Origin of the sequence: Aquabacterium sp. A3 (assembly GCF_038069945.1) — a bacterium.
In the GTDB taxonomy this organism is placed as follows: Bacteria; Pseudomonadota; Gammaproteobacteria; order Burkholderiales; family Burkholderiaceae_C; genus Aquabacterium.
In genome coordinates this window covers 344,611-367,499 of sequence record NZ_JBBPEV010000001.1, presented here as the reverse complement: position 1 = coordinate 367,499, position 22,889 = coordinate 344,611, and the positions used below count along the sequence as shown (strand labels likewise).

At 62.8% G+C, this 22,889-nt stretch carries 20 protein-coding genes and 2 tRNA genes; 20 read left to right on the top strand and 2 right to left on the bottom strand.

The features are described 5' to 3' along the window. Positions 1–290 precede the first annotated feature (290 nt). From scpB to WNB94_RS01520, 19 genes are all read left to right on the top strand, one after another. Positions 291–989 carry an SMC-Scp complex subunit ScpB gene (gene scpB / locus WNB94_RS01610; protein WP_341387943.1) on the top strand — a complete coding sequence of 233 codons (699 nt, stop codon included), beginning with the start codon at positions 291–293 and terminating at the stop codon, positions 987–989. 17 nt (positions 990–1,006) lie between these two features. After that, positions 1,007–2,896, top strand: coding sequence for a 23S rRNA pseudouridine(2605) synthase RluB (rluB, locus tag WNB94_RS01605; protein WP_341387942.1), 1,890 nt, complete (start codon positions 1,007–1,009; stop codon positions 2,894–2,896). A 113-nt stretch (positions 2,897–3,009) separates the two neighbouring features. Next, positions 3,010–3,435, top strand: a complete 426-nt coding sequence (gene ndk / locus WNB94_RS01600; protein ID WP_341387941.1) for a nucleoside-diphosphate kinase — start codon at positions 3,010–3,012, stop codon at positions 3,433–3,435. Positions 3,436–3,459: 24 nt separating this feature from the next. Beyond that, on the top strand, positions 3,460–4,602 hold the full coding sequence (gene rlmN, locus WNB94_RS01595; protein ID WP_341387939.1) for a dual-specificity RNA methyltransferase RlmN: 1,143 nt from the start codon (positions 3,460–3,462) through the stop codon (positions 4,600–4,602). Between the two features lie 56 nt (positions 4,603–4,658). Next, entirely contained in the window at positions 4,659–5,510 is an 852-nt protein-coding gene (pilW, locus tag WNB94_RS01590) for a type IV pilus biogenesis/stability protein PilW (protein WP_341387938.1), read from the top strand. After that, a complete protein-coding gene (locus tag WNB94_RS01585; protein ID WP_341387936.1) occupies positions 5,503–6,450 on the top strand; it encodes a helix-turn-helix domain-containing protein in 948 nt (315 codons plus the stop codon). Before pilW ends, WNB94_RS01585 begins: the two co-directional genes overlap by 8 nt. 2 nt (positions 6,451–6,452) lie before the next feature. Further along, entirely contained in the window at positions 6,453–7,724 is a 1,272-nt protein-coding gene (gene ispG, locus WNB94_RS01580; protein ID WP_341387935.1) for a flavodoxin-dependent (E)-4-hydroxy-3-methylbut-2-enyl-diphosphate synthase, read from the top strand. 17 nt (positions 7,725–7,741) lie between these two features. Further along, positions 7,742–9,043: a histidine--tRNA ligase gene (hisS, locus tag WNB94_RS01575; RefSeq protein WP_341387934.1), complete on the top strand. Its 1,302-nt coding sequence runs from the start codon at positions 7,742–7,744 to the stop codon at positions 9,041–9,043. A 45-nt stretch (positions 9,044–9,088) separates the two neighbouring features. Continuing rightward, positions 9,089–9,757, top strand: coding sequence for a YfgM family protein (locus WNB94_RS01570; RefSeq protein WP_341387933.1), 669 nt, complete (start codon positions 9,089–9,091; stop codon positions 9,755–9,757). A gap of 12 nt (positions 9,758–9,769) precedes the next feature. Further along, positions 9,770–10,912: an outer membrane protein assembly factor BamB gene (locus WNB94_RS01565; protein WP_341387932.1), complete on the top strand. Its 1,143-nt coding sequence runs from the start codon at positions 9,770–9,772 to the stop codon at positions 10,910–10,912. 26 nt (positions 10,913–10,938) lie between these two features. Next, positions 10,939–12,279 (top strand): ribosome biogenesis GTPase Der, encoded by a 1,341-nt coding sequence (gene der, locus WNB94_RS01560; RefSeq protein WP_341387930.1) that lies wholly within the window; start codon positions 10,939–10,941, stop codon positions 12,277–12,279. A 114-nt stretch (positions 12,280–12,393) separates the two neighbouring features. Next, entirely contained in the window at positions 12,394–12,633 is a 240-nt protein-coding gene (hfq, locus tag WNB94_RS01555) for an RNA chaperone Hfq (RefSeq protein WP_341387929.1), read from the top strand. Between the two features lie 71 nt (positions 12,634–12,704). Beyond that, positions 12,705–13,925, top strand: a complete 1,221-nt coding sequence (hflX, locus tag WNB94_RS01550) for a GTPase HflX (protein ID WP_341387928.1) — start codon at positions 12,705–12,707, stop codon at positions 13,923–13,925. A 95-nt stretch (positions 13,926–14,020) separates the two neighbouring features. Beyond that, positions 14,021–15,274: an FtsH protease activity modulator HflK gene (hflK, locus tag WNB94_RS01545; RefSeq protein ID WP_445819036.1), complete on the top strand. Its 1,254-nt coding sequence runs from the start codon at positions 14,021–14,023 to the stop codon at positions 15,272–15,274. Positions 15,275–15,299: 25 nt separating this feature from the next. Continuing rightward, positions 15,300–16,175, top strand: a complete 876-nt coding sequence (hflC, locus tag WNB94_RS01540) for a protease modulator HflC (RefSeq protein ID WP_341387926.1) — start codon at positions 15,300–15,302, stop codon at positions 16,173–16,175. Positions 16,176–16,283: 108 nt separating this feature from the next. Further along, a complete protein-coding gene (locus WNB94_RS01535) occupies positions 16,284–16,454 on the top strand; it encodes a DUF2065 domain-containing protein (protein ID WP_341387925.1) in 171 nt (56 codons plus the stop codon). 109 nt (positions 16,455–16,563) lie between these two features. After that, complete coding sequence (locus WNB94_RS01530) at positions 16,564–17,760, top strand: ATP phosphoribosyltransferase regulatory subunit (RefSeq protein WP_341387924.1); 1,197 nt, start codon at positions 16,564–16,566, stop codon at positions 17,758–17,760. Between the two features lie 34 nt (positions 17,761–17,794). Further along, a complete protein-coding gene (locus WNB94_RS01525; RefSeq protein ID WP_341387923.1) occupies positions 17,795–19,150 on the top strand; it encodes an adenylosuccinate synthase in 1,356 nt (451 codons plus the stop codon). A gap of 19 nt (positions 19,151–19,169) precedes the next feature. Next, positions 19,170–19,694, top strand: coding sequence for a phosphoribosyltransferase (locus WNB94_RS01520; RefSeq protein ID WP_341387922.1), 525 nt, complete (start codon positions 19,170–19,172; stop codon positions 19,692–19,694). 120 nt (positions 19,695–19,814) lie between these two features. Here the strand turns inward: WNB94_RS01520 and WNB94_RS01515 are convergent. Next, positions 19,815–19,899, bottom strand: a tRNA-Leu gene (locus tag WNB94_RS01515). A 291-nt stretch (positions 19,900–20,190) separates the two neighbouring features. Then, a tRNA-Leu gene (locus WNB94_RS01510) sits at positions 20,191–20,275 on the bottom strand. 197 nt (positions 20,276–20,472) lie between these two features. On the opposite strand from WNB94_RS01510, the gene rnr reads away from it, so the two are divergent. Further along, complete coding sequence (gene rnr, locus WNB94_RS01505) at positions 20,473–22,788, top strand: ribonuclease R (RefSeq protein ID WP_445819011.1); 2,316 nt, start codon at positions 20,473–20,475, stop codon at positions 22,786–22,788. The last annotated feature ends 101 nt before the right edge of the window (positions 22,789–22,889 follow it).

Here is a 22,889-nt window from a genome sequence, read left to right as displayed (position 1 = left end):
GTGAAAAGCCATGTTGCGCGTCGAGCACAGCCGGGCTGCTCACCAAGGTAGGCGGTGTTGAAGATTCGCACTGCAGTGCGATCTGGCACATCTCCAGAGCCATGCCCGGCACGCGCGTGAGGCGCAGGAGCCCGGCCCCGAACGTTTGATTGATTTTTTCGGCGCGCCCGTCTGTGGGCAGCGACCGCGGTGCACAGGCAGCATGGCCGTGCACCCATGCATTCAACCCGTATGGATGGAGTGGGTATCGAGCGCAGCCAAGGCGGCGCAGCACCACGCAGTTGATGACGATGGACCTTCCCAGCGATCAGGAAGCACGGCGCATTCTGGAGGCGGCCTTGTTGTGCGCGCACCAGCCCATGTCGGTGCGTGACATGAAGCAGTTGTTCGACGGCGCGCTGTCGACCGACGCGATCATCGCCTTGCTGGGTGGCCTTCAGGAATCGTGGCAGGGGCGCGGTGTGGCCTTGGTTGAGGTGGCCACCGGATGGCGGTTCCAGACCTGTGGCGATGTGCAGGCGCACCTGGACCGCCTTCATCCTGAAAAGCCGCCGCGCTACTCCCGGGCCACCATGGAGACGCTGGCGATCATTGCGTACAAACAGCCGGTCACCCGCGGTGACATTGAAGACATCCGTGGTGTGACGGTCAGCTCTCACATCATCAAGCAACTGGAAGATCGCGGCTGGATTGAAGTGATTGGTCACCGCGAGGCGCCTGGCAGGCCAGCCTTGCTGGCGACCACGCGCCAGTTTCTGGATGACCTGGGCCTGTCGTCTCTGGCCCAGTTGCCCACGCTGGAAGGGCTGCCGTTGGGGCAGGCCTCCTTGCCTGGGCTGGACGAGACGCTCGCCCTTGATGGGCGGGCTGACGAAGACCTCGATGCCTCTGCGCAAGACGAGGCCCCTTCACCCCAAGACGTTGCCGGGCTCGCGCCTGGCGCCACCGAAGAACCTCCCCGCGCCGAGTCGGCGCAGATTGCGCCATGAGTCAAGAGCAAGAGCCTATGCAAGATCCTGATACCCCGGGCGCCGTGCCCGTCGAGGCCGAAGCCTCCAGCCCCGCCAAACCGCGCGCCCGCCGGCCGCGCGCCGCGTCTCCGGTGGTGGAGCCAGCGCCTGCCGGGGCCGAGGAGGCGCTCAAGCCTGCACGCAAGACGACCCGTCGCCGCAAGGCTGACGACGTGGTGCCAGCAGAGGCCGAGGTCGCCGCCACGGTGGCGGCGGAGGCGACTGCAGTTGACGAGGCTGCGGTGGCCGAGGTGGTGCCCAAGCCTGCTGCCCGCAGCCGCCGCAAGGCGCCGGCAGTGGTCGCCGATGCGCCGCTGGCCACGGCGGCTGAGGCCGCGACGCAGGATGTGGTGGTGGCCGCAGCCGACGCAGGGCAGTCGGATTTGGCTGAGCAGAAGCCTGTTGCTGCTGAGGCCAGTGCCGACGCCAATGTCGAGGCCAGTGCCGACGACCATGCTGATGTCATGGCCGAGCCAGAGCCCGGGGTGGGGCCGCGTCGAGCGGCGATGGCCGCCCAACAGGCCGAAGAGATGGTCCAGGTGCTGCTGACGGGTGATTTCGACCGTGAGCAGGAAGCCGAGGTCGTGCAGGAATCTGAAGCCTACAAGCGCGTTTTGCGGCCAGAGCCGGATGCGCCCAAGCTTCAAAAAGTGCTGGCCCAGTCGGGTGTGGGCTCTCGACGCGACATCGAAAAGATGATCGAAGACGGCCGCATTGAGGTCAATGACCAGGTCGCGCACATCGGACAACGGGTTTCCTTTGGCGACCGCATCAAGCTGGACGGCAAGCCGATCCGCGCGCGGATCACGCCTCCGCCAGCACGCATCCTGGCGTACCACAAGCCAGTGGGCGAGGTGGTGACACGTGACGATCCGGAAGGGCGCCCCACCGTTTTCCGCAACCTTCCCAGGCTGCAGCACGGCAAGTGGATGTCTGTGGGTCGGCTGGACCTCAACACCGAAGGGCTGTTGTTGTTCACCACCTCGGGCGAATTGGCCAACCAGTTGATGCATCCGCGTTTCGGGGTCGAGCGCGAGTACGCGGTTCGGGTGCTGGGCACCCTGGACGACGCGTCGCGTCAACGCTTGCTCGATGGCGTCGAGATCGATGGCCAGCCCGCCTCCTTCACCTCGATCTCGAACGGTCTGGGCGAGGGTGTCAACCAGTGGTACCGCGTGGTCATCATGGAAGGTCGCAACCGCGAGGTGCGCAAGTTGTTTGACACGGTCGGGCTGACCGTGAGCCGGCTGATCCGCGTTCGCTATGGCGCCATCGTGCTGCCGCGCGGATTGCGTCGGGGCGTCTGGGTTGAATTGGGTGAGTCCGATGTGCGTGCGATCAAGGCGCTGGTTGGCGTGGATCGCCACGAGCAGGGGCGCGGCGGCAAGGGCAAGCCTGGTGGCAAGGGCGCCAAGCCACAAGATCGTCAGGACCGTCAAGAACGTCAGGCCCAGGGGCAAGGTCGCGGGCCACAAGGCGGGCAGGGGCGTGGGCCTCAGCAGGGCCAGCCTGGACAGCACAAGGCCGGTCGCCCTCCGGTGGAGCGCGAGCGCGCCGCACCCCGCGATGAGTTCGATGATGACGACATCGACAACATCGGTCGCATTCCCAACCCGCTGGAGCAAACCTTTGACCGTCGCTTCGTCAAGGGCTCCAAGCGCATCGTCTCCGGGTTCGGGCGCCCTGATCACGAGGGGGCTGCTCAGCGCAGCGCTGCTGGTGGCAAGCAGAAAGGTCCGCGCCAACCCGATCCCATGCAGACATCGGTTGGCTATATCGGTGCCGATGCCTACTTTGGCGGTGGCGGCGGCCGCCGTGGTCAGGGGGGCGGGAACAGCGGTGGCGGTGGTGGCAGCGGCGGCGGTGGCCGTCGTGGGCGCCGCTGATCATTTCTGATCGTTGAAGGGATGAGGCCGTCTCAGGCGTCATCCCGACACAGTACAATGCTGGGTTTTGTCAAGCCTGACGGCACCTTATTGAATATTTCGGAGAAACAAGAATGGCCATCGAACGCACCCTGTCCATCATCAAGCCCGACGCCGTTGCCAAGAACGTCATCGGCCAGATCATCGCCCGCTTTGAAGGCGCCGGCCTGAAGGTTGTCGCCGGCAAGCTGGTGCAACTGTCGCGCGCAGAAGCCGAGCAGTTCTACGCTGTGCACAAAGAGCGCCCCTTCTTCAAGGACCTGGTGGACTTCATGGTCTCCGGTCCGGTGTTCGTGCAGGTGCTGGAAGGTGAAGGCGCCATCGCCAAGAACCGCGACCTGATGGGCGCCACCGATCCCAAGAAGGCTGCTCCCGGCACCATCCGCGCCGATTTCGCCGATTCCATCGACGCCAACGCCGTTCATGGTTCGGACGCTCCTGAAACCGCAGCCGTGGAAGTGGCATTCTTCTTCCCCGGCATGAACGTCTACAGCCGCTGAGCGCGGCCTGAGGCTGTTGTATCCATGAGTGCGGTCAACCTGCTCGACTTCGACCTCGACGGGCTGACCGCCTACTGCGAGCAGCTGGGTGAAAAGCGCTTTCGCGCCACGCAGCTCTTTCGCTGGATTCACCAGAAAGGCGCTTCTGATTTCGATCAGATGTCCGATCTGGCCAAGTCCCTTCGTGCCAAGCTGCAAGGCAGCGCGGTCATCGAGGGACTCAAGCCCATCAGCGAGCACGTTTCGTCTGATGGCACCATCAAATGGTTGTTCGATGTGGGCGATGGCAACGCTGTCGAGTCGGTGTACATCCCCGAAGACGACCGCGCCACCTTGTGCATCTCCTCTCAGGCAGGCTGTGCCGTGGGCTGCCGGTTTTGTTCGACAGGCCACCAAGGCTTCAGTCGAAACCTCAGCACCGGTGAAATCATCGCGCAGTTGTGGTTTGCAGAGCACGCCTTGCGCAAGCGGCTGGGCACTTCAGATCGAGTCATCAGCAACGTCGTGATGATGGGCATGGGCGAGCCATTGCAGAACTACGCCCAACTCGTGCCGGCCTTGCGCACCATGCTCGATGACCATGGGTATGGCTTGTCTCGGCGCCGGGTCACGGTTTCCACCTCAGGTGTCGTGCCCATGATCGAGCGCTTGCAGCAGGATTGTCCTGTCGCATTGGCGGTGTCCCTGCACGCGCCCAACGATGTCTTGCGCGACGCTTTGGTGCCCATCAACAAAAAGTACCCCATTCAGGAGTTGATGCAGGCCTGTTTGTCCTACCTCAGTGCGGCGCCGCGCGACTTCATCACCTTCGAGTACTGCATGCTGGATGGTGTCAACGACAGCGATGAGCACGCCCGGGAACTCATCGCCCTCGTCAAGGGTCGCATCCCGTGCAAGTTCAATCTGATTCCTTTCAATCCGTTTCCGCAGTCGGGGCTTCATCGCTCGGCGATGCCCAGGGTGCAGGCCTTTGCCCGCATGCTTCAGGATGCAGGCATTGTCACCACGGTGCGCAAGACCCGTGGTGACGACATCGATGCCGCATGCGGTCAGCTGGCAGGCGAGGTGCAAGACCGCACCAAGGTTCACACGCGCTTGCGCCGTGAGCCTGTCATCATGCCTGTCAGTGTCGTCCGTCGGCCGACCAAGGGTGACCGGACGGTTTGATGCCCGTGTTGCCGGCAGGCAGCGGATGTGTGTACCCACAACAAAGGAGACTGCGCATGATCTCGTCGCTTTTTCGCACCTTCACGCTGAGCGGTTTGTTGCTGTCCATCCTGGCGTTGGCAGCGTGCGTGCAGGTGCCTGTGGAAGGCGGCGCCTCCTCTGCGTCCATGAACAGCAACCAGGTGCGCTACACGCCGCGCGCTGATTTGCCCACCGCCTCAGACGACTCGGAAGTCAGGCGTCGTGCCCGCATTCGACTTGAGTTGGCCGCCACCTATTACGCCAAGGGCCAGTTCACAACCGCGCTTGACGAAGTCAAGCAAGCCGAGTCCATTGATCCGCGCCTGGCGGCGACGCATGAAATGCGGGCGCTGATTTACGACGCGCTGGGTGACGCCGGACGTGCTGAATCGGCGTATCGACAGGCCCTGGACCTGGAGCCCAGCAACGGCAGCGTGATGCACAACTACGCCTGGTTTTTGTGCAACCAGAGCCGATTCGCAGAGGCGGATGGTCTGTTTGAGCGCGCCCTGAGGTTTCCCCAGAGCATGGATGCCAGCCGCACCTGGCTGGCCCGAGGCGTTTGTCAGATGAGGGCGGGGCTGTTTGCCGAGGCAGAAAAATCCTTGCTGAGCGCTTACGAGATCAACACGGCCAACCCAGCCACCGCGTACAACCTCGCGTCGGTGCTGCTGCGCCGCGGTGAACTTGATCGTGCCCGGTTCTACATCCGACGCGTCAACAATGTGCAAGAGCAGGTGACGGCAGAGTCTCTGTGGCTGGCGGCCCGGATCGAACACCGACTGGGGAACCTGGAGGCGCGCAACGAACTGGGTGCTCAGATGCGCAGTCGCTTCCCGAATGCCCGGGAAACAACCGCTTTCGAGTTGGGGCGTTTCGATGACTGAGGCCGGATTCACTGCATTGCGTCAGCAAGACGAGTCGCAGCGCAGCGCCGGTGAGCAGTTGCGTGTGGAGCGAGAGCGCCAAGGGCTCTCCATTGAGGTTTTGTCGTCGATCATCAAGGTGGTGCCCGCCAAGATCCAGGCGCTGGAAGCCGGCGACCTGACGGCCCTGGGCGATGCCAATTTCACGCGTGCGCTGGCACAGACCGTGTGCCGAACCCTGCGCATGGACCCGTCCCCGGTGATGGCGGCGTTGCCGCCGGCACAGCCGGCGCGCCTGCATGATGAACACGCGCCGCTGAATCAGCCCTTGCCCCAGCCCGGTGCCACCGCCTTGTTCTCGGTTCGAGGCGTGGGCAGTGGCGTCTCGGATTTGCTCAAGCGAAAGTGGTTCTGGCCCCTGTGCATTTTGTTGGCCGCCGTGCTGGTCTGGTGGTGGCCTGAGGCATGGGAAGGGCCAGCGGCCTGGTGGACGTCCGATTCAACGGTGACGTCATCGTCGCCGGTGCAGACCATCGTGGTGCCACCAGCGCCAGCCGTGACGGCTGCGATCACCCCCACGGCGAGCGCGCTGCCCCAGAATGTTCAAGCGCCACTGGCAGCCAGCGAGCCGGTCGTGTCGACCGTCGTTCAGCCGGTCGTCCCGGTGGTCGTCCAGATGGCCGAGACGGTGGCTGAGGCTGGGTCACTCTCGGAAGTGTCGGTTCGCCTGGAAGCCACCCAGCCGAGTTGGGTCGAGTTGACCGAGACACAGGGCGGACGCAAGCTCTTCTCACGCCTGATGGCCGCTGGCGAAACCGTGGACCTCATGGGCGCGCCTCCCATCGAGGCCGTCATTGGCAATGCCGAGGGCGTGCGCGTCATCGTGGCGGGCCAGGTGACCGATCTGGCGCCGCATGTGCGCAACAATGTGGCCCGTTTGACCTTGCCTCGAAGCGAGTGAACATGTCTGCTGATCTGATCGAAGTCGCATCGCCCGAACCCCGCCGGGCACTGCAGGCCCGTGTGGTCTGGGGCAGTCGCGTGGTCACGGTGGGCGGCGACGCGCCTGTGCGCGTGCAGTCCATGACCAACACCGACACCGTGGACGTGATCGGGACGGCCATTCAGGTCAAGGAGCTGGCGCTGGCTGGCTCCGAGATGGTGCGCATCACCGTCAACACGCCTGAGGCGGCCGAGGCGGTGCCACACATCCGCGATCAACTTGATCGCATGGGCATTGACGTGCCGCTGGTCGGCGATTTTCACTACAACGGCCACCGACTGCTGACCGATCATCCGGCCTGTGCCGAAGCCCTGTCCAAGTACCGCATCAACCCTGGCAACGTGGGCAAAGGCGACAAGAAGGACAGGCAATTTGCGCAGATGATCGAAGCTGCGCTGCGCCATGACAAGGTGGTGCGCATCGGTGTCAACTGGGGCAGCCTGGACCAGGAACTCATGTCCAGCCTCATGGACGAAAACGGCCGGCGCGCGCAGCCCTGGGACACCAAACAGGTCATGTATCAGGCGTTGGTGACTTCTGCCCTGGAGTCGGCTCGCATGGCGTGTGAGCTGGGCATGGCGCCTGAGCAGGTCATCTTGTCTTGCAAGGTCAGCGGCGTGCAGGATCTGATCTCGGTTTACCGGGCACTGGCTCGCCGTTGTCGTCACCCGCTGCACCTGGGGTTGACCGAGGCTGGCATGGGCACCAAGGGCACGGTCGCTTCGGCCACGGCGCTGTCCATCCTGTTGCAGGAGGGCATTGGCGACACCATTCGGGTGTCGCTGACACCACAACCTGGCGAGGCCCGCACCCAGGAGGTCGTCGTGGCGCTCGAGATCCTGCAGGCGCTGGGCTTGCGTGCCTTCGTGCCCAGCGTCACGGCCTGCCCGGGCTGCGGCCGCACCACCAGCACCACGTTCCAGGAGCTGGCCAAACAGATTGACGATTTTCTGCGCGCCCAAATGCCGGTCTGGCGTGCGCAATACCCTGGTGTTGAAGGCCTCAAAGTGGCCGTGATGGGCTGCATCGTCAATGGCCCCGGAGAAAGCAAGCACGCTGACATCGGCATCAGCTTGCCAGGCACCGGTGAAGCACCTGCCGCCCCCGTGTTCATTGATGGCGAAAAGGCCATGACGCTGCGTGGGGAGGGCATTGCGGCCGAATTCCAGGCCGTGGTGGAAAACTACATCGAGCGCCGCTTCGGCGCAGCATCGACTTCTTCTGCAGCCTGAACAGGCCTATCTATTCCATGGCAGAACAACTCAAGGCCATCAAAGGCATGAACGACATCCTGCCGCCCGATTCGGCGCGGTGGGAGTGGCTGGAAGACACCGTGCGCCGCCTCATGCGTCGCTACGGTTACCACAATGTTCGCACGCCCATCGTTGAACCCACGGCCTTGTTTGTGCGCGGCCTGGGTGAGGTCACCGACATCGTCGAAAAAGAGATGTACTCATTCGAGGACAGCCTCAATGGCGATCGACTCACCTTGCGGCCCGAGGGCACTGCAGGCGTGGTTCGTGCCATGAACGAGCACAACTTTCTCTACGAAGGTGGGCGGCGTCTTTATTACATCGGCCCCATGTTCCGCCATGAGCGGCCTCAGAAAGGTCGGTATCGGCAGTTCCATCAGGTGGGGGCCGAAGTCCTGGGTTTTCCGGGACCTGATGTGGATGCGGAAGTCATCCTCATGACCGCAGCGCTGTGGCGAGACCTCGGGCTGGCCGTGGGCAAAGACGTGTGTTTGCAGCTCAACAGCCTGGGACAGCCTGCTGAGCGCCTGGCCCATCGCGAGGCGCTCATCCGTCATCTGGAGGCCCATGCAGACCAACTCGATGACGACGCAAGAAGGCGTTTGCACAGCAATCCACTGCGCATCCTGGACACCAAGAACCCGGCGATGCAGGCCATCGTGGAGGCCGCGCCCAAGCTGATGGATTTTCTGGGCGACGAATCTGTGACGCACCTGCGTGCGGTGCGTGATGCACTGGATGCCGTGGGGGTGCCTTACGAAATCAATCCCCGACTCGTTCGGGGCATGGACTACTACAACCTCACGGTGTTCGAGTGGGTCACCGACCGCCTGGGTGCTCAGGGCACGGTCTGTGGCGGTGGTCGGTATGACGGGCTCATCGAACAGCTGGGGGGCAAGCCCGCCCCCGCCGTGGGCTGGGGTCTGGGCATGGAGCGCCTGTTGCTGCTGCTGCAGGAGGTCGGTGCGTCCTCGCCCTCTGTGGCCCCCGATGCCTATGCCGTGGTCATGGCAGGTGCGCCCATGGCGCAAGTGCTCCAGACATTGGAGAACCTGCGCGATGCAGGCGTGTGCGTTCAGCAACACCCCCTGGGCAAGGACGGTCCCCCCAGCGTCAAGTCACAGTTCAAAAAGGCGGACGCCAGTGGCGCCCGTTTCGCCTTGGTGTTTGGCCCCGACGAGCTGGCCCAAGGGCAAGTGACCATCAAACCGCTGCGGGACGGGGGGCAGCAAGTTGCCCAAGATCTGTCGTCGCTGACCACCTGGGCCGACGACCTCAAGGCTGCCACGCAGTCATAATCGTCACTTCAGTCATTGAACTCACACGCCGCAAGGCAAGCGCACATGGCCACTTTCGATTCAGAACAGCAGGAGCAGCTTGACCAGGTCAAGCATTTCTGGAAGCAATACGGCAACCTGATCACCTGGGGCTTGGTGCTGGTGCTGGCCGCTTACGCGGCATGGACCGGCTACCTCTACTGGCAGCAACAGCGCGCGGAGGGTGCCGCCGGCCTGTACGAAGAAATGGACCGTGCGGCCCAGTCCGGGCAGGCCGATAAAGTACGCCAGGCGTTTCTGGACCTGAAAGATCAGTACGCCGGAACCACCTATGCCGAGCAAGGCGCCTTGCTGGCCGCCCGCATGGCGGTTGAATCCGCCCAGGAAGAGCGCGTGCGCGAAACCCTCCAATGGCTGGTTGACCATGGCAAGAATCCTGACTTGGTGGCCATCGCTCGGCTGCGACTGGCAGGGGCCCAACTGGACGCCAAACAGCACGACGAAGCCCTCAAGACCCTGGAGGCCAAGTTGCCGGACGAGTTCACCGCCCTGGCCGATGACCGCCGAGGCGATATCCTGCAAGCACAAGGCAAAACCGATGAAGCGGTGAAGGCCTACCAGGCTGCGTGGCAAGCCATGGATCCCACGGTCGAATACCGGCGCCTGATTGAAGGCAAGCTGACCGCGCTGGGCCATGCGCCCCAATCGAGTCCTGTCCCACCGGCCGCGTCCTGATCGGAGCCACAGATGATGCACAAGCAGCGAGCGTCGTGGGCGCGTTTTGGTGGTTGGGCGGTGTCCTTGGCGGGGGCCACCCTGGTGCTGACAGCCTGTGGCTCCAGCAAACCTGAGCCGGCCAAGCTTGAAAGCTTTCAGCCTTCAGCGCGTGTCAGCGTGGTGTGGCAGCAGCGAGTTGACTCCACCTCGGCCGATCTCACCCCCGTGCTGATCGACAACACCGTGGCCCTGACCAGTGACCGCGGCGAGGTGGTGGCATGGGACGCCATGACCGGTGCCGAGCGCTGGCGTGCTGCACTTGGTGCGTCCATCTCTGCCGGTGTGGGCACCGATGGACGTCGCGCGGCCGTGGTGTCCGAAGCCAATGAACTGCTGGTGCTCGACCAGGGCAAACTGCTGTGGCGTCAGCCTTTGCCGGGGCGCGTCACGACGCCGCCCTTGGTGGCTGGCGAGCGGGTGTTCATCATGATGCTGGACCGCCAGGTCCGGGCGTATGACGCCGTGGACGGGCGGTGGCTGTGGCAGTACCAGCGGCCGGGCGGTGACACCCTGGCACTGGCCACGCGCGGCATACTGGCTGCGTTCCGTGACACCTTGCTCGTTGGCCAAGGATCGCGCCTGGTGGGCCTCGACCCCACGCGCGGCACAGTGCGCTTTGATGTGAACGTGGGCACGCCTCGTGGCACCAACGAGGTCGAGCGGCTGGCCGACCTTGTCGGCCCGCTGGCACGTGCCGATGACGAAGCCTGTGTTCGCACCTTCCAGCTGTCTGTGGCCTGCCTCGAGCTCAATCGCGGCTCGGTTCGCTGGTCTCGTCCTCAGTCGGGCATCCGCGGTGTGGCCGCCGATGAGCGCATGGTGGTTGGCGCCGATGGGGCCGACCGTTTGTCGGCATGGACCATGGAGAACGGTCAGTTGCAATGGCGTGTTGACCGCTTTGCACGACGCGGGCTGTCCACGCCTGTGATGTGGGGCAGCCATGTGGCCGCCGCAGACGATCAAGGCTATCTGCACGTGCTGTCGCTGGAGGATGGGCGCACGGTGGCTCGTTATGAGCTCGATGCGCCACTTGCGGGTGCTCCACTGGTCCACCGGGACATGCTCTTGGTGGCCACACGCAAGGGCTCCATGCTGGCCCTGCGTTTGAATTGATGCCCTGAGGGGCTGCTGAAGGACTCATGAAACCTGTCATCGCGCTGGTCGGGCGCCCGAACGTCGGCAAGTCGACCCTTTTCAACCGGCTGACCAAGAGCCGCGATGCCATCGTGGCTGATTTCGCCGGGCTGACGCGTGATCGTCACTACGGTGAAGGTCGGCAGGGGCAGCGCGAGTTCATCGTGATCGATACCGGGGGCTTCGAGCCTGATTGCAAGTCCGGCATTTTTCAGGAAATGGCCAAGCAGACACGGCAGGCCGTGGCGGAGGCCGACGTCGTCATGTTCGTGGTGGATGCGCGGCTGGGCCTGTCAGCGCAGGACCATGACATCGCCAACTACCTGCGCGCTTCTCGCAAGAAGGTCCTGCTGGTTGCCAACAAAGCAGAAGGCATGCAAGAGGCGCCTCAGTTGGCCGAGTTCCACGAACTGGGGATCGGCGAGCCCCTGGCGGTTTCGGCCGCCCACGGCCAGGGTATGCGCAGCCTGCTGGAGTTGGCGCTGGAGGACATCCCCGAGCCCGAAGAAGACGATGACCTGGCCGATGGCAGTGCTGAGCGCCCCATCCGGCTGGCCGTTGCTGGCCGACCCAACGTGGGCAAGTCCACCCTGATCAACACGTGGCTGGGCGAAGAGCGCCTGGTGGCGTTTGACCTGCCTGGCACCACCCGTGACGCCATCACCGTGCCGTTTGAGCGGCAAGGACAGCGTTACGAACTCATCGACACCGCCGGCCTCAGGCGCAAAGGCAAGGTTTTTGAGGCCATCGAGAAATTCTCGGTGGTCAAGACACTCCAGGCCATCTCCGATGCTCACGTGGTTCTGCTGCTGGTGGACGCCACCCAGGGCATCACCGAGCAAGATGCGCACATCGCAGGCTACATCCACGAAACCGGACGTGCCGTGGTGGTGGCGGTCAACAAGTGGGATGCGGTTGACAGCTATCAACGTGAGATGCTGCAGCGCTCCATCGAGCACCGTCTGTCCTTCCTGAAGTTCGCCCAGGTGCTGCACATCTCGGCCATCAAGCGTCAGGGTCTGGGGCCGCTGTGGAAAGCGCTGGGCGATGCCTGGTCGTCTGCCACGCGCAAGATGCCGACGCCTGTCTTGACCCGATTGTTGTCCGAGGCGGTGGCCTATCAGCAACCCAAGCGTGCCGGCGTCGTGCGCCCCAAGTTGCGCTATGCCCACCAGGGCGGACAAAACCCGCCCATCATCGTGATCCATGGCAACGCGCTGGAGCACGTCACGGACGCCTACAAACGGTACCTCGAAAGCCGCTTCCGCGAGCACTTCAAGCTGCAGGGGACGCCCTTGCGCATCGAGATGAAGTCCGGGCACAACCCCTTCGACGACAAAAACTGAAGCCGCTCTTGGAGGCTTCACACTTTTTGACCGTTTATCCCAGGGGGAGAAACCCTGGGCGCACCCGCCTGTGTTAAGGTGGCATCTCTGAAACTTTTCAACACGGAGCATATCGTGAGCAACAAAGGGCAACTTCTACAAGACCCCTTCCTGAACCTTCTGCGTCGTGAGCACGTGCCAGTGTCCATCTACCTGGTCAATGGCATCAAGCTGCAAGGGCACATCGAGTCCTTCGACCAATACGTGGTGCTGCTGCGCAACACCGTCACTCAGATGGTTTACAAGCATGCCATCTCCACCGTTGTGCCCGGCCGTGCGGTCAACTTCCACGCCGGTGAAGCCAACGAAGGGTGAGCACCACACACACTGCTCATTCGCAATCCGGTGATGCTGCCGCGGTCGTTCCAACGACGCGGAACACCGGATTGCAAGCCCCCCAAGTCATCCTGGTGGGGGTCGACCTCGGACCGTCGTCGTCATTCGATCCCACCCTGGACGAACTGGCGTTGCTGGCCCAGTCTGCGGGGGACGCCCCCATCGCCCGCGTCACTGCCAAGCGGCGCGCACCTGACCCCGCCTTGTTTGTCGGGTCGGGCAAAGCCGACGAAATCAAGCAACTGGTGACCCTCTACCAGGCGCAGGCGGTGATATTCGACCAGGCGTTGTCGCCTGCGCAGCAGCGCAATCTGGAGCGCCACCTGGGCGTCGAAGTGCTGGACCGCATCGGATTGATCCTCGAAATTTTCGGCGCCAGAGCGCGCAGTCACGAGGGCAAGCTTCAGGTCGAACTGGCCCGTCTCGAATACCTGTCTACGCGCCTTGTGCGCCGGTGGTCTCACCTTGAGCGTCAGCGTGGCGGGGTGGGGCATCGCGGTGGGCCAGGCGAAACCCAGATCGAACTGGACCGACGCATGATCGACCAGAAGATCAAGTCGCTCAAAGAGCGGCTCATCAAGGTCAAGCGTCAACGCAATACCCAACGGCGCTCTCGCGAGCGTGCGGGCACGTTCAGGGTGTCACTCGTTGGCTACACCAACGCGGGCAAGTCCACCCTGTTCAATGCCTTGACCAAGGCGTCGAGTTACGCCGCCGACCAGTTGTTTGCCACGCTGGACACCACCACGCGCCAGCTTTATGTCGCCGAAGTGGGGCGCAGCATCACGGTGTCGGATACCGTGGGGTTCATCCGCGATCTGCCGCACACCCTTGTTGAATCGTTCGAAGCCACCTTGCAAGAAGCTGCCGAGGCCGATGTGCTGTTGCACGTGGTCGATGCCGCCAGCCCCGTGCTGGAGGAGCAACTGTCCGAAGTGCTGCGGGTGCTCAATGAGATCGGCGCCGGGCAGGTGCCTCAGGTGCTGGTGTTCAACAAGGTGGACTTGCTGCCCGAGTGCCAGCGCCCCTTGCATGTGCAAGACAGCTACGAATTGCCCAGCCGTGATGAGGTGCCTCGTGTCTTTGTCAGTGCCCGTGACGGGCAGGGGCTTGATACCTTGAGGCAGGTCATTGCCGATTGGGCCGTAGACCGTTTGAGTCGTGCGGAGATGTCCCCTCAAGCGCGAGATCCGCGTTTTGACAGGCACAATGCCACAGATGTCCTGACCAGCCCGGAGGCTGGTGTCCTTCAACCTCCCATCCGAACATGAACCTGTCTTCTCAAGCTGAAAACCGGCGGTCGGTGCCGCCGCTGCCCAAAGCCCTGCATGTGGTGGCTTTGGCGGCCCAGTTGTCCTTGAGTGTGATGCGTCGGCTGGCCTGGAAGGTGACCGACGCCTTGCGGGTCGGGCGCGATCCGTTGCAGACCGGGCAAGCCATTTACAACAACCGCAACGACGGCCCGCCCGATCTCGATGAGTTGTGGCGTGATTTCAATCGCAAGCTCAGTGGCGTGTTTTCCGGGCGTGATGGCGGCGGCGGTCAAGATCAGGGGCCTGGCGGCAGCATGAGCCCCGATCCGCGCAGTGCCGGCATCGGCATCGGGGTGGTGGTGGGGCTGGTGGCGCTGGTGTGGGCTGGAAGCGGCATCTTCATCGTTCAGGAAGGGCAGCAGGGCGTGGTGCTCACGTTCGGGCGCTTCAGCCACACGGTGGAGGCAGGTCTTCGCTGGCGTGCGCCTTACCCATTCCAGCAGCACGAGGTCGTCAACCTCACCCAACTGCGATCGGTGGAGGTGGGCAACAACTCGGTGGTTCAAAGCACGGGGCTGCGCGACAGCTTCATGCTGACCCGCGACGAAAACATCGTGGACATTCGCTTCACCGTGCAGTACCGGCTCAGCGACGCCCGGGATTACCTGTTCGAGAACCGCAGCCCCGACGAGGCCGTGTTGCAGGCAGCCGAGTCTGCGGTGCGAGAAATCGTTGGCACCAGCACCATGGACTCCGTGTTGTATGAGCAGCGCGACGCCATCGCCACCGAGCTCGTCAAATCGATTCAAGCCCAGGTCAACAAGATCAAGGCGGGCGTGCTGATCTCTAACGTGAACGTGCAAAGCGTGCAGGCCCCAGAACAGGTGCAGGCGGCGTTCGACGACGCCTTCAAGGCCGGCGCTGACCGCGAGCGCCTCAAGAATGAAGGCCAGGCCTACGCCAACGAGGTGATCCCCAAGGCCCAGGGCACCGCAGCGCGCTTGCGCGAAGAGGCCGCTGGTTATGCCGCACGTGTGGTGGCTCAGGCAGAGGGTGATTCGCAGCGCTTCAAGTCGGTGTTGGCCGAGTACCAAAAAGCCCCGGGTGTGACGCGAGACCGCCTCTACATCGACGCGATGCAACAGATCTACAGCAATGTCAGCAAGGTGCTGGTGGATTCTCGGCAGGGTAACAACCTCTTGTACCTGCCGCTGGACAAGTTGATGCAGTCCGCCGGTGCGCCGGCGCCGACGCAAGCGCCCGCAGGCAATGACGGCATGTCTTCGCTGCCGAGCTCTACGGCGCCGGTGGTGCCCGATGCGCGTTCTCGTGACGGCAGCCGCAGTCGCGACCGCGACGTCCGTTGAACACCGCGCTGCAAGGAACTAGACCATGAATCGCATTGGAACCTTTCTGGTGGGCGCCCTGCTGTTGCTGGTGTTCGCCTCTTCAACCCTCTTTGTGGTGGACCAGCGGCAATTTGCCGTGCTGTATGCCTTGGGTGAAATCAAGGACGTGATCAGCGAGCCCGGACTGAAATGGAAGGCGCCCGCACCCTTTCAGAACGTCGTCTACCTGGATCGTCGCATCCAGACGCTGGACAGTCCTGACCCCCGCCCCATCTTCACCGCCGAGAAGAAGAGCCTGGTCATGGACTGGCTGATCAAGTGGCGCATCACCGAGCCGCGTCAGTTCATCCGAAACAACGGGGTGGACATCCGGAACGCGGAGCTTCGCCTGTCGCCCATCGTGCAGGCCGCGCTGAACGAAGAGGTGACCCGGCGAACCGTGTCGGCCGTGTTGGCCACCGATCGTGAGCGCGTCATGCAGGGCGTGCTGGCTCGTCTTGCGGACGATGCCAAAAACTTCGGTATCGAGATCATCGATGTGCGCATTCGCCGTGTTGACTTCTCCGCGCAGATCACTGATGCGGTCTATCGCCGCATGGAGTCCGAGCGTAAGCGCGTGGCCAACGAACTGCGCTCGACCGGGGCAGCAGAAGGCGAAAAGATCCGCGCCGATGCCGACCGCCAGCGAGAAATCATCGTGGCCGAGGCCTACCGTGATGCACAGAAGATCAAGGGTGACGGTGACGCCAAGGCCTCAGCCCTCTACTCTGAGGCGTTTGGTCGTGATCCTCAGTTCGCTCAGTTCTACCGCAGCCTGGATGCCTACCGGATGTCCTTCCGCAACAAGTCGGACGTGATGGTTCTGGACCCTTCCAGCGATTTCTTCAAGACCATGCGGGGCGGTGCCACCGCTCGATGAGGGTGCTGGCGTGGGGCTGGCGGCAGTCTGGTGTGCCTGCCGCAGCCCCGCGAGTCGCCCATCCTTGGGTCCCTGTCAAGGCTGCAAGCTGTGAATGATGCGCTGTGGATGGCACTGGGCTTGTTCCTCGTGCTCGAAGGTTTGATGCCTGCCCTGAACCCTGCTGGCTGGCGCAAAATGTTTGAGCAGATTCTCAAGCTGGAGGACGGTCAGTTGCGCTCCGTTGGCTTGTTCAGCATGTGCCTGGGGCTGCTGATCTTGTGGTTGATGACCACCTGACACGCTGTCCGCAAGGGCTGACGCCCACTTGCCGCTCGGGGTGCATTTCAGTCCCGAGCCTTGCATTCCGCCGGTAGAATGGCGGTTTTAACCCCCACCCGTTTTCCCTATGTCGTCTGCTTGGCTATTGCCAGAGCACATCGCTGATGTTTTGCCTGCGCAAGCTCGCCGTGTGGAGGAGTTGCGCCGTGTGTGGCTTGACGCTGCGCGCAGCTATGGCTACGAGCTGGTCATGCCCCCCATGCTCGAGCACATCGAATCTCTGTTGTCTGGCACGGGTCACGCGCTGGACCTGAAGACATTCAAGCTGGTCGATCAACTCAGTGGTCGAACCTTGGGCTTGCGCGCCGACATCACCCCGCAGGTGGCCCGCATTGATGCACACCTGTTGAACCGCGAGGCGGTGACCCGGCTGTGCTATTGCGGGCCGGTGTTGCACACCCGCCCGGGCAGTCCCCATGCCAGCCGCGAGCCTTTGCAGCTGGGCGCAGAAATCTATGGACACGGTGGCCTGGAGGCCGATCTGGAGGTGGCCGAACTGGCCCTCCAGGGTCTTCAGGGCAGTGAGCTGGGTCACGGTCTGGTGATGGACCTGGCCGATGTCCGTCTGGTGGACGGTGTGCTTGAAGGCCTGGGGGTTCAACTCGACAAGGCCGCTCGTGAGGCGGTGGTTGCTGCGCTCACGGCCAAAGATGTGGCCGTGCTTCGTGAGCTGGCCCGCAACCTGCCTGGCTTGGCCAAGGTGCCTCACGCCGCCGAGACCCTGGTGATGCTCACCTCACTGTATGGCGGTGATGAAGTCATCGAGCGGGCGCGTGCGACGCTGCCCCAGCACCCGCTGGTGACCACGGCGCTGGCCAGCCTCCAGTCTCTGGCGATGTCGCTGCGACAGGGGCATGACCAACTGACAGTGGGTTATGACCTCTCAGACCTGAGCGGTTATGCCTACTACAGCGGCACCCGCTTTGCCATTTATGGCGCAGGTCACGCCGATGCCCTCGTGCGCGGTGGTCGCTATGACGAGGTGGGGGCCGTGTTTGGGCGCCGTCGTCCGGCGGTTGGCTTCAGCCTGGACCTCAAGCTGTTGGCGGATTTGCTGGCCTCCCGTGTGGGGCTGGCCGTTCGCCATGCCATCCGGGCGCCGTGGGGGCAGGATGTCGCTTTGCGGCAGGCCGTGCGCGAACTGAGAGGGCAGGGGCACACGGTGGTGTGCGTGCTGCCCGGACATGAACATGACGTCCAGGAATTCGACTGCGACCGTGAGCTCGCCTTGGTCGATGGACGTTGGACGCTGCGTGCGCTTTGAGCGCACGGGTGCGATCTCGAAACAGGAATCTGTCATGCATAGCAATCAAGCGTCGGCGCGCGCCGGCAATCCTGCAGCCCGTAACGTGGTGGTCGTCGGTACCCAGTGGGGTGACGAAGGCAAGGGCAAGGTCGTCGATTGGTTGACGGACCACGCAGCGGCTGTGGTCCGTTTTCAGGGCGGTCACAACGCTGGCCACACACTGGTCATCAATGGCAAAAAGACGGCGCTGCAGTTGATTCCCTCGGGCATCATGCGCGAAGGTGTGGCCTGCTACATCGGCAACGGTGTGGTGGTGGACCCGACTCACTTGCTGTCCGAGATCAAGCGCCTGGAAGAGGCGGGCCTGAATGTTCGCTCGCGCCTTTACATCAGCGAGTCTTGCCCGCTGATCCTTCCGTTCCACGTGGAGGTTGACAAGGCCCGCGAGGCCCTGCGCGAGTCCAGTGGCAGCGGCAAGATCGGCACCACAGGCAAGGGCATTGGCCCGGCTTATGAAGACAAGGTGGCCCGTCGCGCTTTGCGCGTGCAGGATCTGAAGCACCCCGAGCGCTTCGCCAAGAAGCTGGCCGAACTGCTGGAGTTGCACAACTTCGCCTTGTCCGGGTACCTCAAATCCAACACGCTGGAGTTCCAGCCCATTTACGACCAGGCCATGACTGCGGCCCAGGAGATCCTGCCCATGCTGGCCGACGTGGGTGTGCGCATCCATGCGCACAACGTGGCCGGCGGCAGCGTGCTGTTTGAGGGCGCTCAGGGCACCTTGCTCGACATCGATCACGGCACCTATCCCTACGTCACCTCGTCCAACTGCGTGGCGGGTAACGCCGCGGCAGGCTCTGGTGTCGGTCCTGACAAGTTGCACTACATCCTTGGCATCACCAAGGCCTACACCACCCGTGTGGGCAGCGGACCGTTCCCGACCGAGCTGGACTGGGACACGCCGGGTACCGTCGGGCACCACCTGTCTACGGTGGGGCAAGAGCGCGGCACCGTCACGGGGCGCGCGCGTCGCTGCGGTTGGCTGGATGCCGCAGCGCTGAAGCGTTCGGTCCTGATCAATGGCATCTCTGGCATCTGCCTGACCAAGCTGGATGTGCTGGACGGCCTGACAGAGATCAAGGTGTGCACTGGCTACATGCTGCGCGGCGAGCGCGTCGACATCTTGCCTCTGGATGCCGATGACATCGTGGCCTGCGAGCCCATTTACGAGTCATTTCCCGGCTGGGAGGGCACCACATTCGGTCTGACCGAGTGGGATCAACTGCCTGCCAACGCGCGCGCTTACCTGGAGCGTGTGCAGGCCTTCATTGGCGCCCCCATCGACATGGTTTCCACGGGGCCGGACCGCGATCACACGATCTTGCTGCGCCACCCTTACAAGGCTTGAGCTAGAAGGAGTTCACGACATGCTGACCGACGACGGCAAACACCTCTATGTTTCATGGGATGAATACCATCGCCTGATCGAGAAGCTTGCGCTCAAAGTGCATGCGTCCGGTTGGGAGTTCGATCAGATCCTGTGTCTCGCTCGGGGCGGCATGCGGCCAGGTGATGTGTTGTCGCGCATTTTTGACAAGCCGTTGGGCATCATGTCCACCAGCTCTTATCGCGACGATGGCGGTACCTTGCAGGGGCGGCTGGACATGGCCAAGTACATCACCATGCCCAAGGGGGAGTTGGCTGGGCGGGTCTTGCTGGTGGACGACCTGGCTGATTCGGGGGTGACCCTGCGTGCGGTCGTGGACCGCTTGCGCGCCATGCCTGCGATTTCCGAGTTGCGCTCTGCGGTCTTGTGGGTCAAGGGGGTCTCGACCTACACGCCGGAGTATTTTGTGGAAACGCTGCCCACCAGCCCCTGGATTCATCAGCCGTTCGAAGAGTACGACACCATGCGCCCGGACGTGGTGCTCAAGCGGCATCAGGAAAGCTGATCAGCTCAACCCGCCCACCGTGGCGGGTTTTTTGTGTCGAATTGGTGTGGCATGCCTGTTGGCTGACCAACGTTGACCAAGAAAAAAGCCGACAGATTCAGAAATCTGTCGGCTTTTTATTGGTGCCCAGGAGAGGACTCGAACCTCCACGGAGTTACCCGCTAGTACCTGAAACTAGTGCGTCTACCAATTCCGCCACCTGGGCAGGTACTTGTCAGGTCGATGCTTTGTTTGCTTTTCAGCTGTGCGCTGCATCAACCAAGATCGCAACTATAGCATGATTTTTCTGAAGATCGGCATTCGGGCGGCCTGTTGGTGTTCGGCATCATGGATGTGGGGCGCTCGCCACAAGTGAGCCTCTCCCTTGGGTCTGGTGTGGAAAGCCTGCCAATCATGTACCCTGATGCCATGCGGATGATCTATCGCGGCAGGTCGGTTCCACGGCAGGCCAGCAACGAAAAAAGCCGACAGATGAAACATCTGTCGGCCTCGATCTTGGTGCCCAGGAGAGGACTCGAACCTCCACGGAGTTACCCGCTAGTACCTGAAACTAGTGCGTCTACCAATTCCGCCACCTGGGCAAATACACATCGCTGCATCAGTCGCTTGCCATCACCATGCACCCATCTTCTGTCTGTTGGCGCCCAATGGTTGTTGTGTGGTGCGGCCGCTGCGAAAGACAAATGAAAGACAAAAAATCTTCCCGATCAGCGAAGACCAAAACTATAGCATCAAAATACAAAGCATGACAAGTTCATCCAATCTTTCTGTGGGCCTGATGAGTGAAATCGTGGGCACGGTCCAGGGGCATCGCGATGGCCACGGTTTTGTGGTCACCGACGACGGTGCATCGTCTGTTTTTTTGTCGCCACAAGAGATGCGTGCAGTCATGCACCGCGACCGCGTGAAGGTGCGGGTGGTTCGATTCGACCGCAAAGGGCGGCCTGAGGGTCTGGTGCTGGACATCCTGGAGCGCAAATCCACCCGCATCATCGGGCGCTTGTTGCACGAGGGCGGCATGTGGCTGGTGGCGCCCGAAGATCGGCGTTATGGCCAGGACGTCATCGTGTCACCCAAGGCACTGGGAGGGGCGCAGCCGGGACAGGTGGTGTCGGTCCAGTTGACCGAGGCGCCCACCTTGCACGCCCAGCCGGTGGGGCGCATTGCCGAAGTCCTGGGTGACATCGACGACCCCGGCATGGAAATCGAAATTGCCGTGCGCAAGTACGAGGTGCCGCACCGCTTTGGCGATGACACGCTGTCACAGGCCGAAAAGCTGCCTGACAAGGTGCGGCCTGCCGACAAGCGGGGCAGGGTGGATTTGACCGATGTCCCGCTGGTGACGATCGATGGCGAAGATGCCCGGGACTTTGACGATGCGGTGTATTGCGAGCCCGCCAAGATCGGCCGCTCCCGTGCGCCCAACGGGTGGCGCCTGATCGTGGCCATCGCTGACGTCAGTCACTACGTCAGACCCGATGCGGCACTGGACCGAGATGCCTATGAGCGAGCAACGTCGGTCTATTTTCCCAGGCGCGTCATCCCCATGCTGCCCGAGAAGCTGTCCAACGGATTGTGTTCATTGAACCCTGACGTTGAGCGGCTTTGCATGGTGTGTGACATGGTGATCACCCACGATGGTGAATTGCACGCCTACCAGTTCTATCCGGCGGTCATGTATTCACATGCGCGATTCACCTACACCGAGGTGGCGGCCATTTTGGGCAATACACGTGGACCCGAGGCCATGAGGCGAGAGGCGCTGGTGCCTCATTTGTTGCACCTCCACGAGGTGTATCGGGCCTTGCTCAAGGGGCGCACCCACCGCGGAGCGGTTGATTTCGACACCACCGAAACCCAGATCATCTGTGACGACAATGGCCGGATTGCCAAGATCGTTCCGCGCACGCGCACGGAGGCGCATCGCTTGATCGAGGAATGCATGCTGGCGGCCAACGTGTGTTCGGCGGATTTCATCCTGCGGGCCAAGCACCCGGCGCTCTATCGGGTGCACGAAGGCCCCACGCCTGAAAAACGAGAAACCCTCAAGAACTACCTCAAGGCGCTGGGGCTGGGGCTGAGCCTGGGCGAAGAGCCGCGTCCAGGTGATTTCCAGGCCATTGCCGAGGCCACCAAAGATCGGCCCGACGCCACGCAGATTCACACCATGTTGCTGCGGTCCATGCAGCAGGCCGTGTACACCCCGGTCAATGCCGGGCATTTTGGTTTGGCCTATGAGGCTTACACCCACTTCACCAGTCCCATCCGTCGCTATCCGGATTTGCTGGTGCATCGCGTGATCAAGGCCTTGCTGGGCAAGGATCGTTACAAGCTCGTGTTGCCGGCCTCGGTGGTGTCGTCCGTGGGCACGGTGCGCAAGGGCAGCAAGGGCGGCAAGGGGCTTGTCACTCAGGGCCTGGACAAGGCGATCATCAAGGCCAGCAAAGGCAAGTTGTCGCCGGCCGAGGCGCAGGCCTGGGAAACTGCAGGCATTCACTGCAGTGCCAACGAGCGCCGGGCTGACGAGGCCACGCGTGACGTGGAGGCCTGGCTGAAGTGCATGTTCATGCGTGAGCGCCTGGGCGAAGAGTATGGCGGCACCGTCACGGCGGCCACCTCATTTGGTTTGTTTGTGCAGCTCGACGGCTTGTACGTCGAGGGGCTCATCCACGTGACGGAGTTGGGCGGCGAGTACTTCCGTTTTGATGAGGCGCGCCAGGAGCTTCGTGGGGAGCGCAGTGGCATTCGTTACGGCATCGGTGCGCGCGTGCGGGTCCAGGTCAGCCGGGTGGATCTTGATACACGAAAAATCGATTTCCGCATGGTGACAGAGGGCGAAGAGCCTCGCAGTGGGGGCTCCAGGCGCAAGGCCAAGGCCGGTGGCATGGGCTCCTGGTCTGCCCAGGACGAGTTGGCTGATGTCCGGGAAGAAGATCGCCTCGTCAAGCGCGGTGGTGCGGCGCCCGACGCGGCGCGGTCACGTGCAGGCGCGAAGGTGGCGAAGACCGCAGCGGCTGCCGGGAGTGGGCGTCGCAAAGACACCAGTGGTGGACGCAAGACGGCGAGCCGCAAGAACGCCAGGACCAAGCGCTGAGCCTGGGTTGACTGGCGGTTTTGTGCTATATTCTCAGGGTTTGCCTGAGTGCAACAATTTTTCTAAACCCAGAACCCGTCATCCAAGGTGTCGCCTGCTTG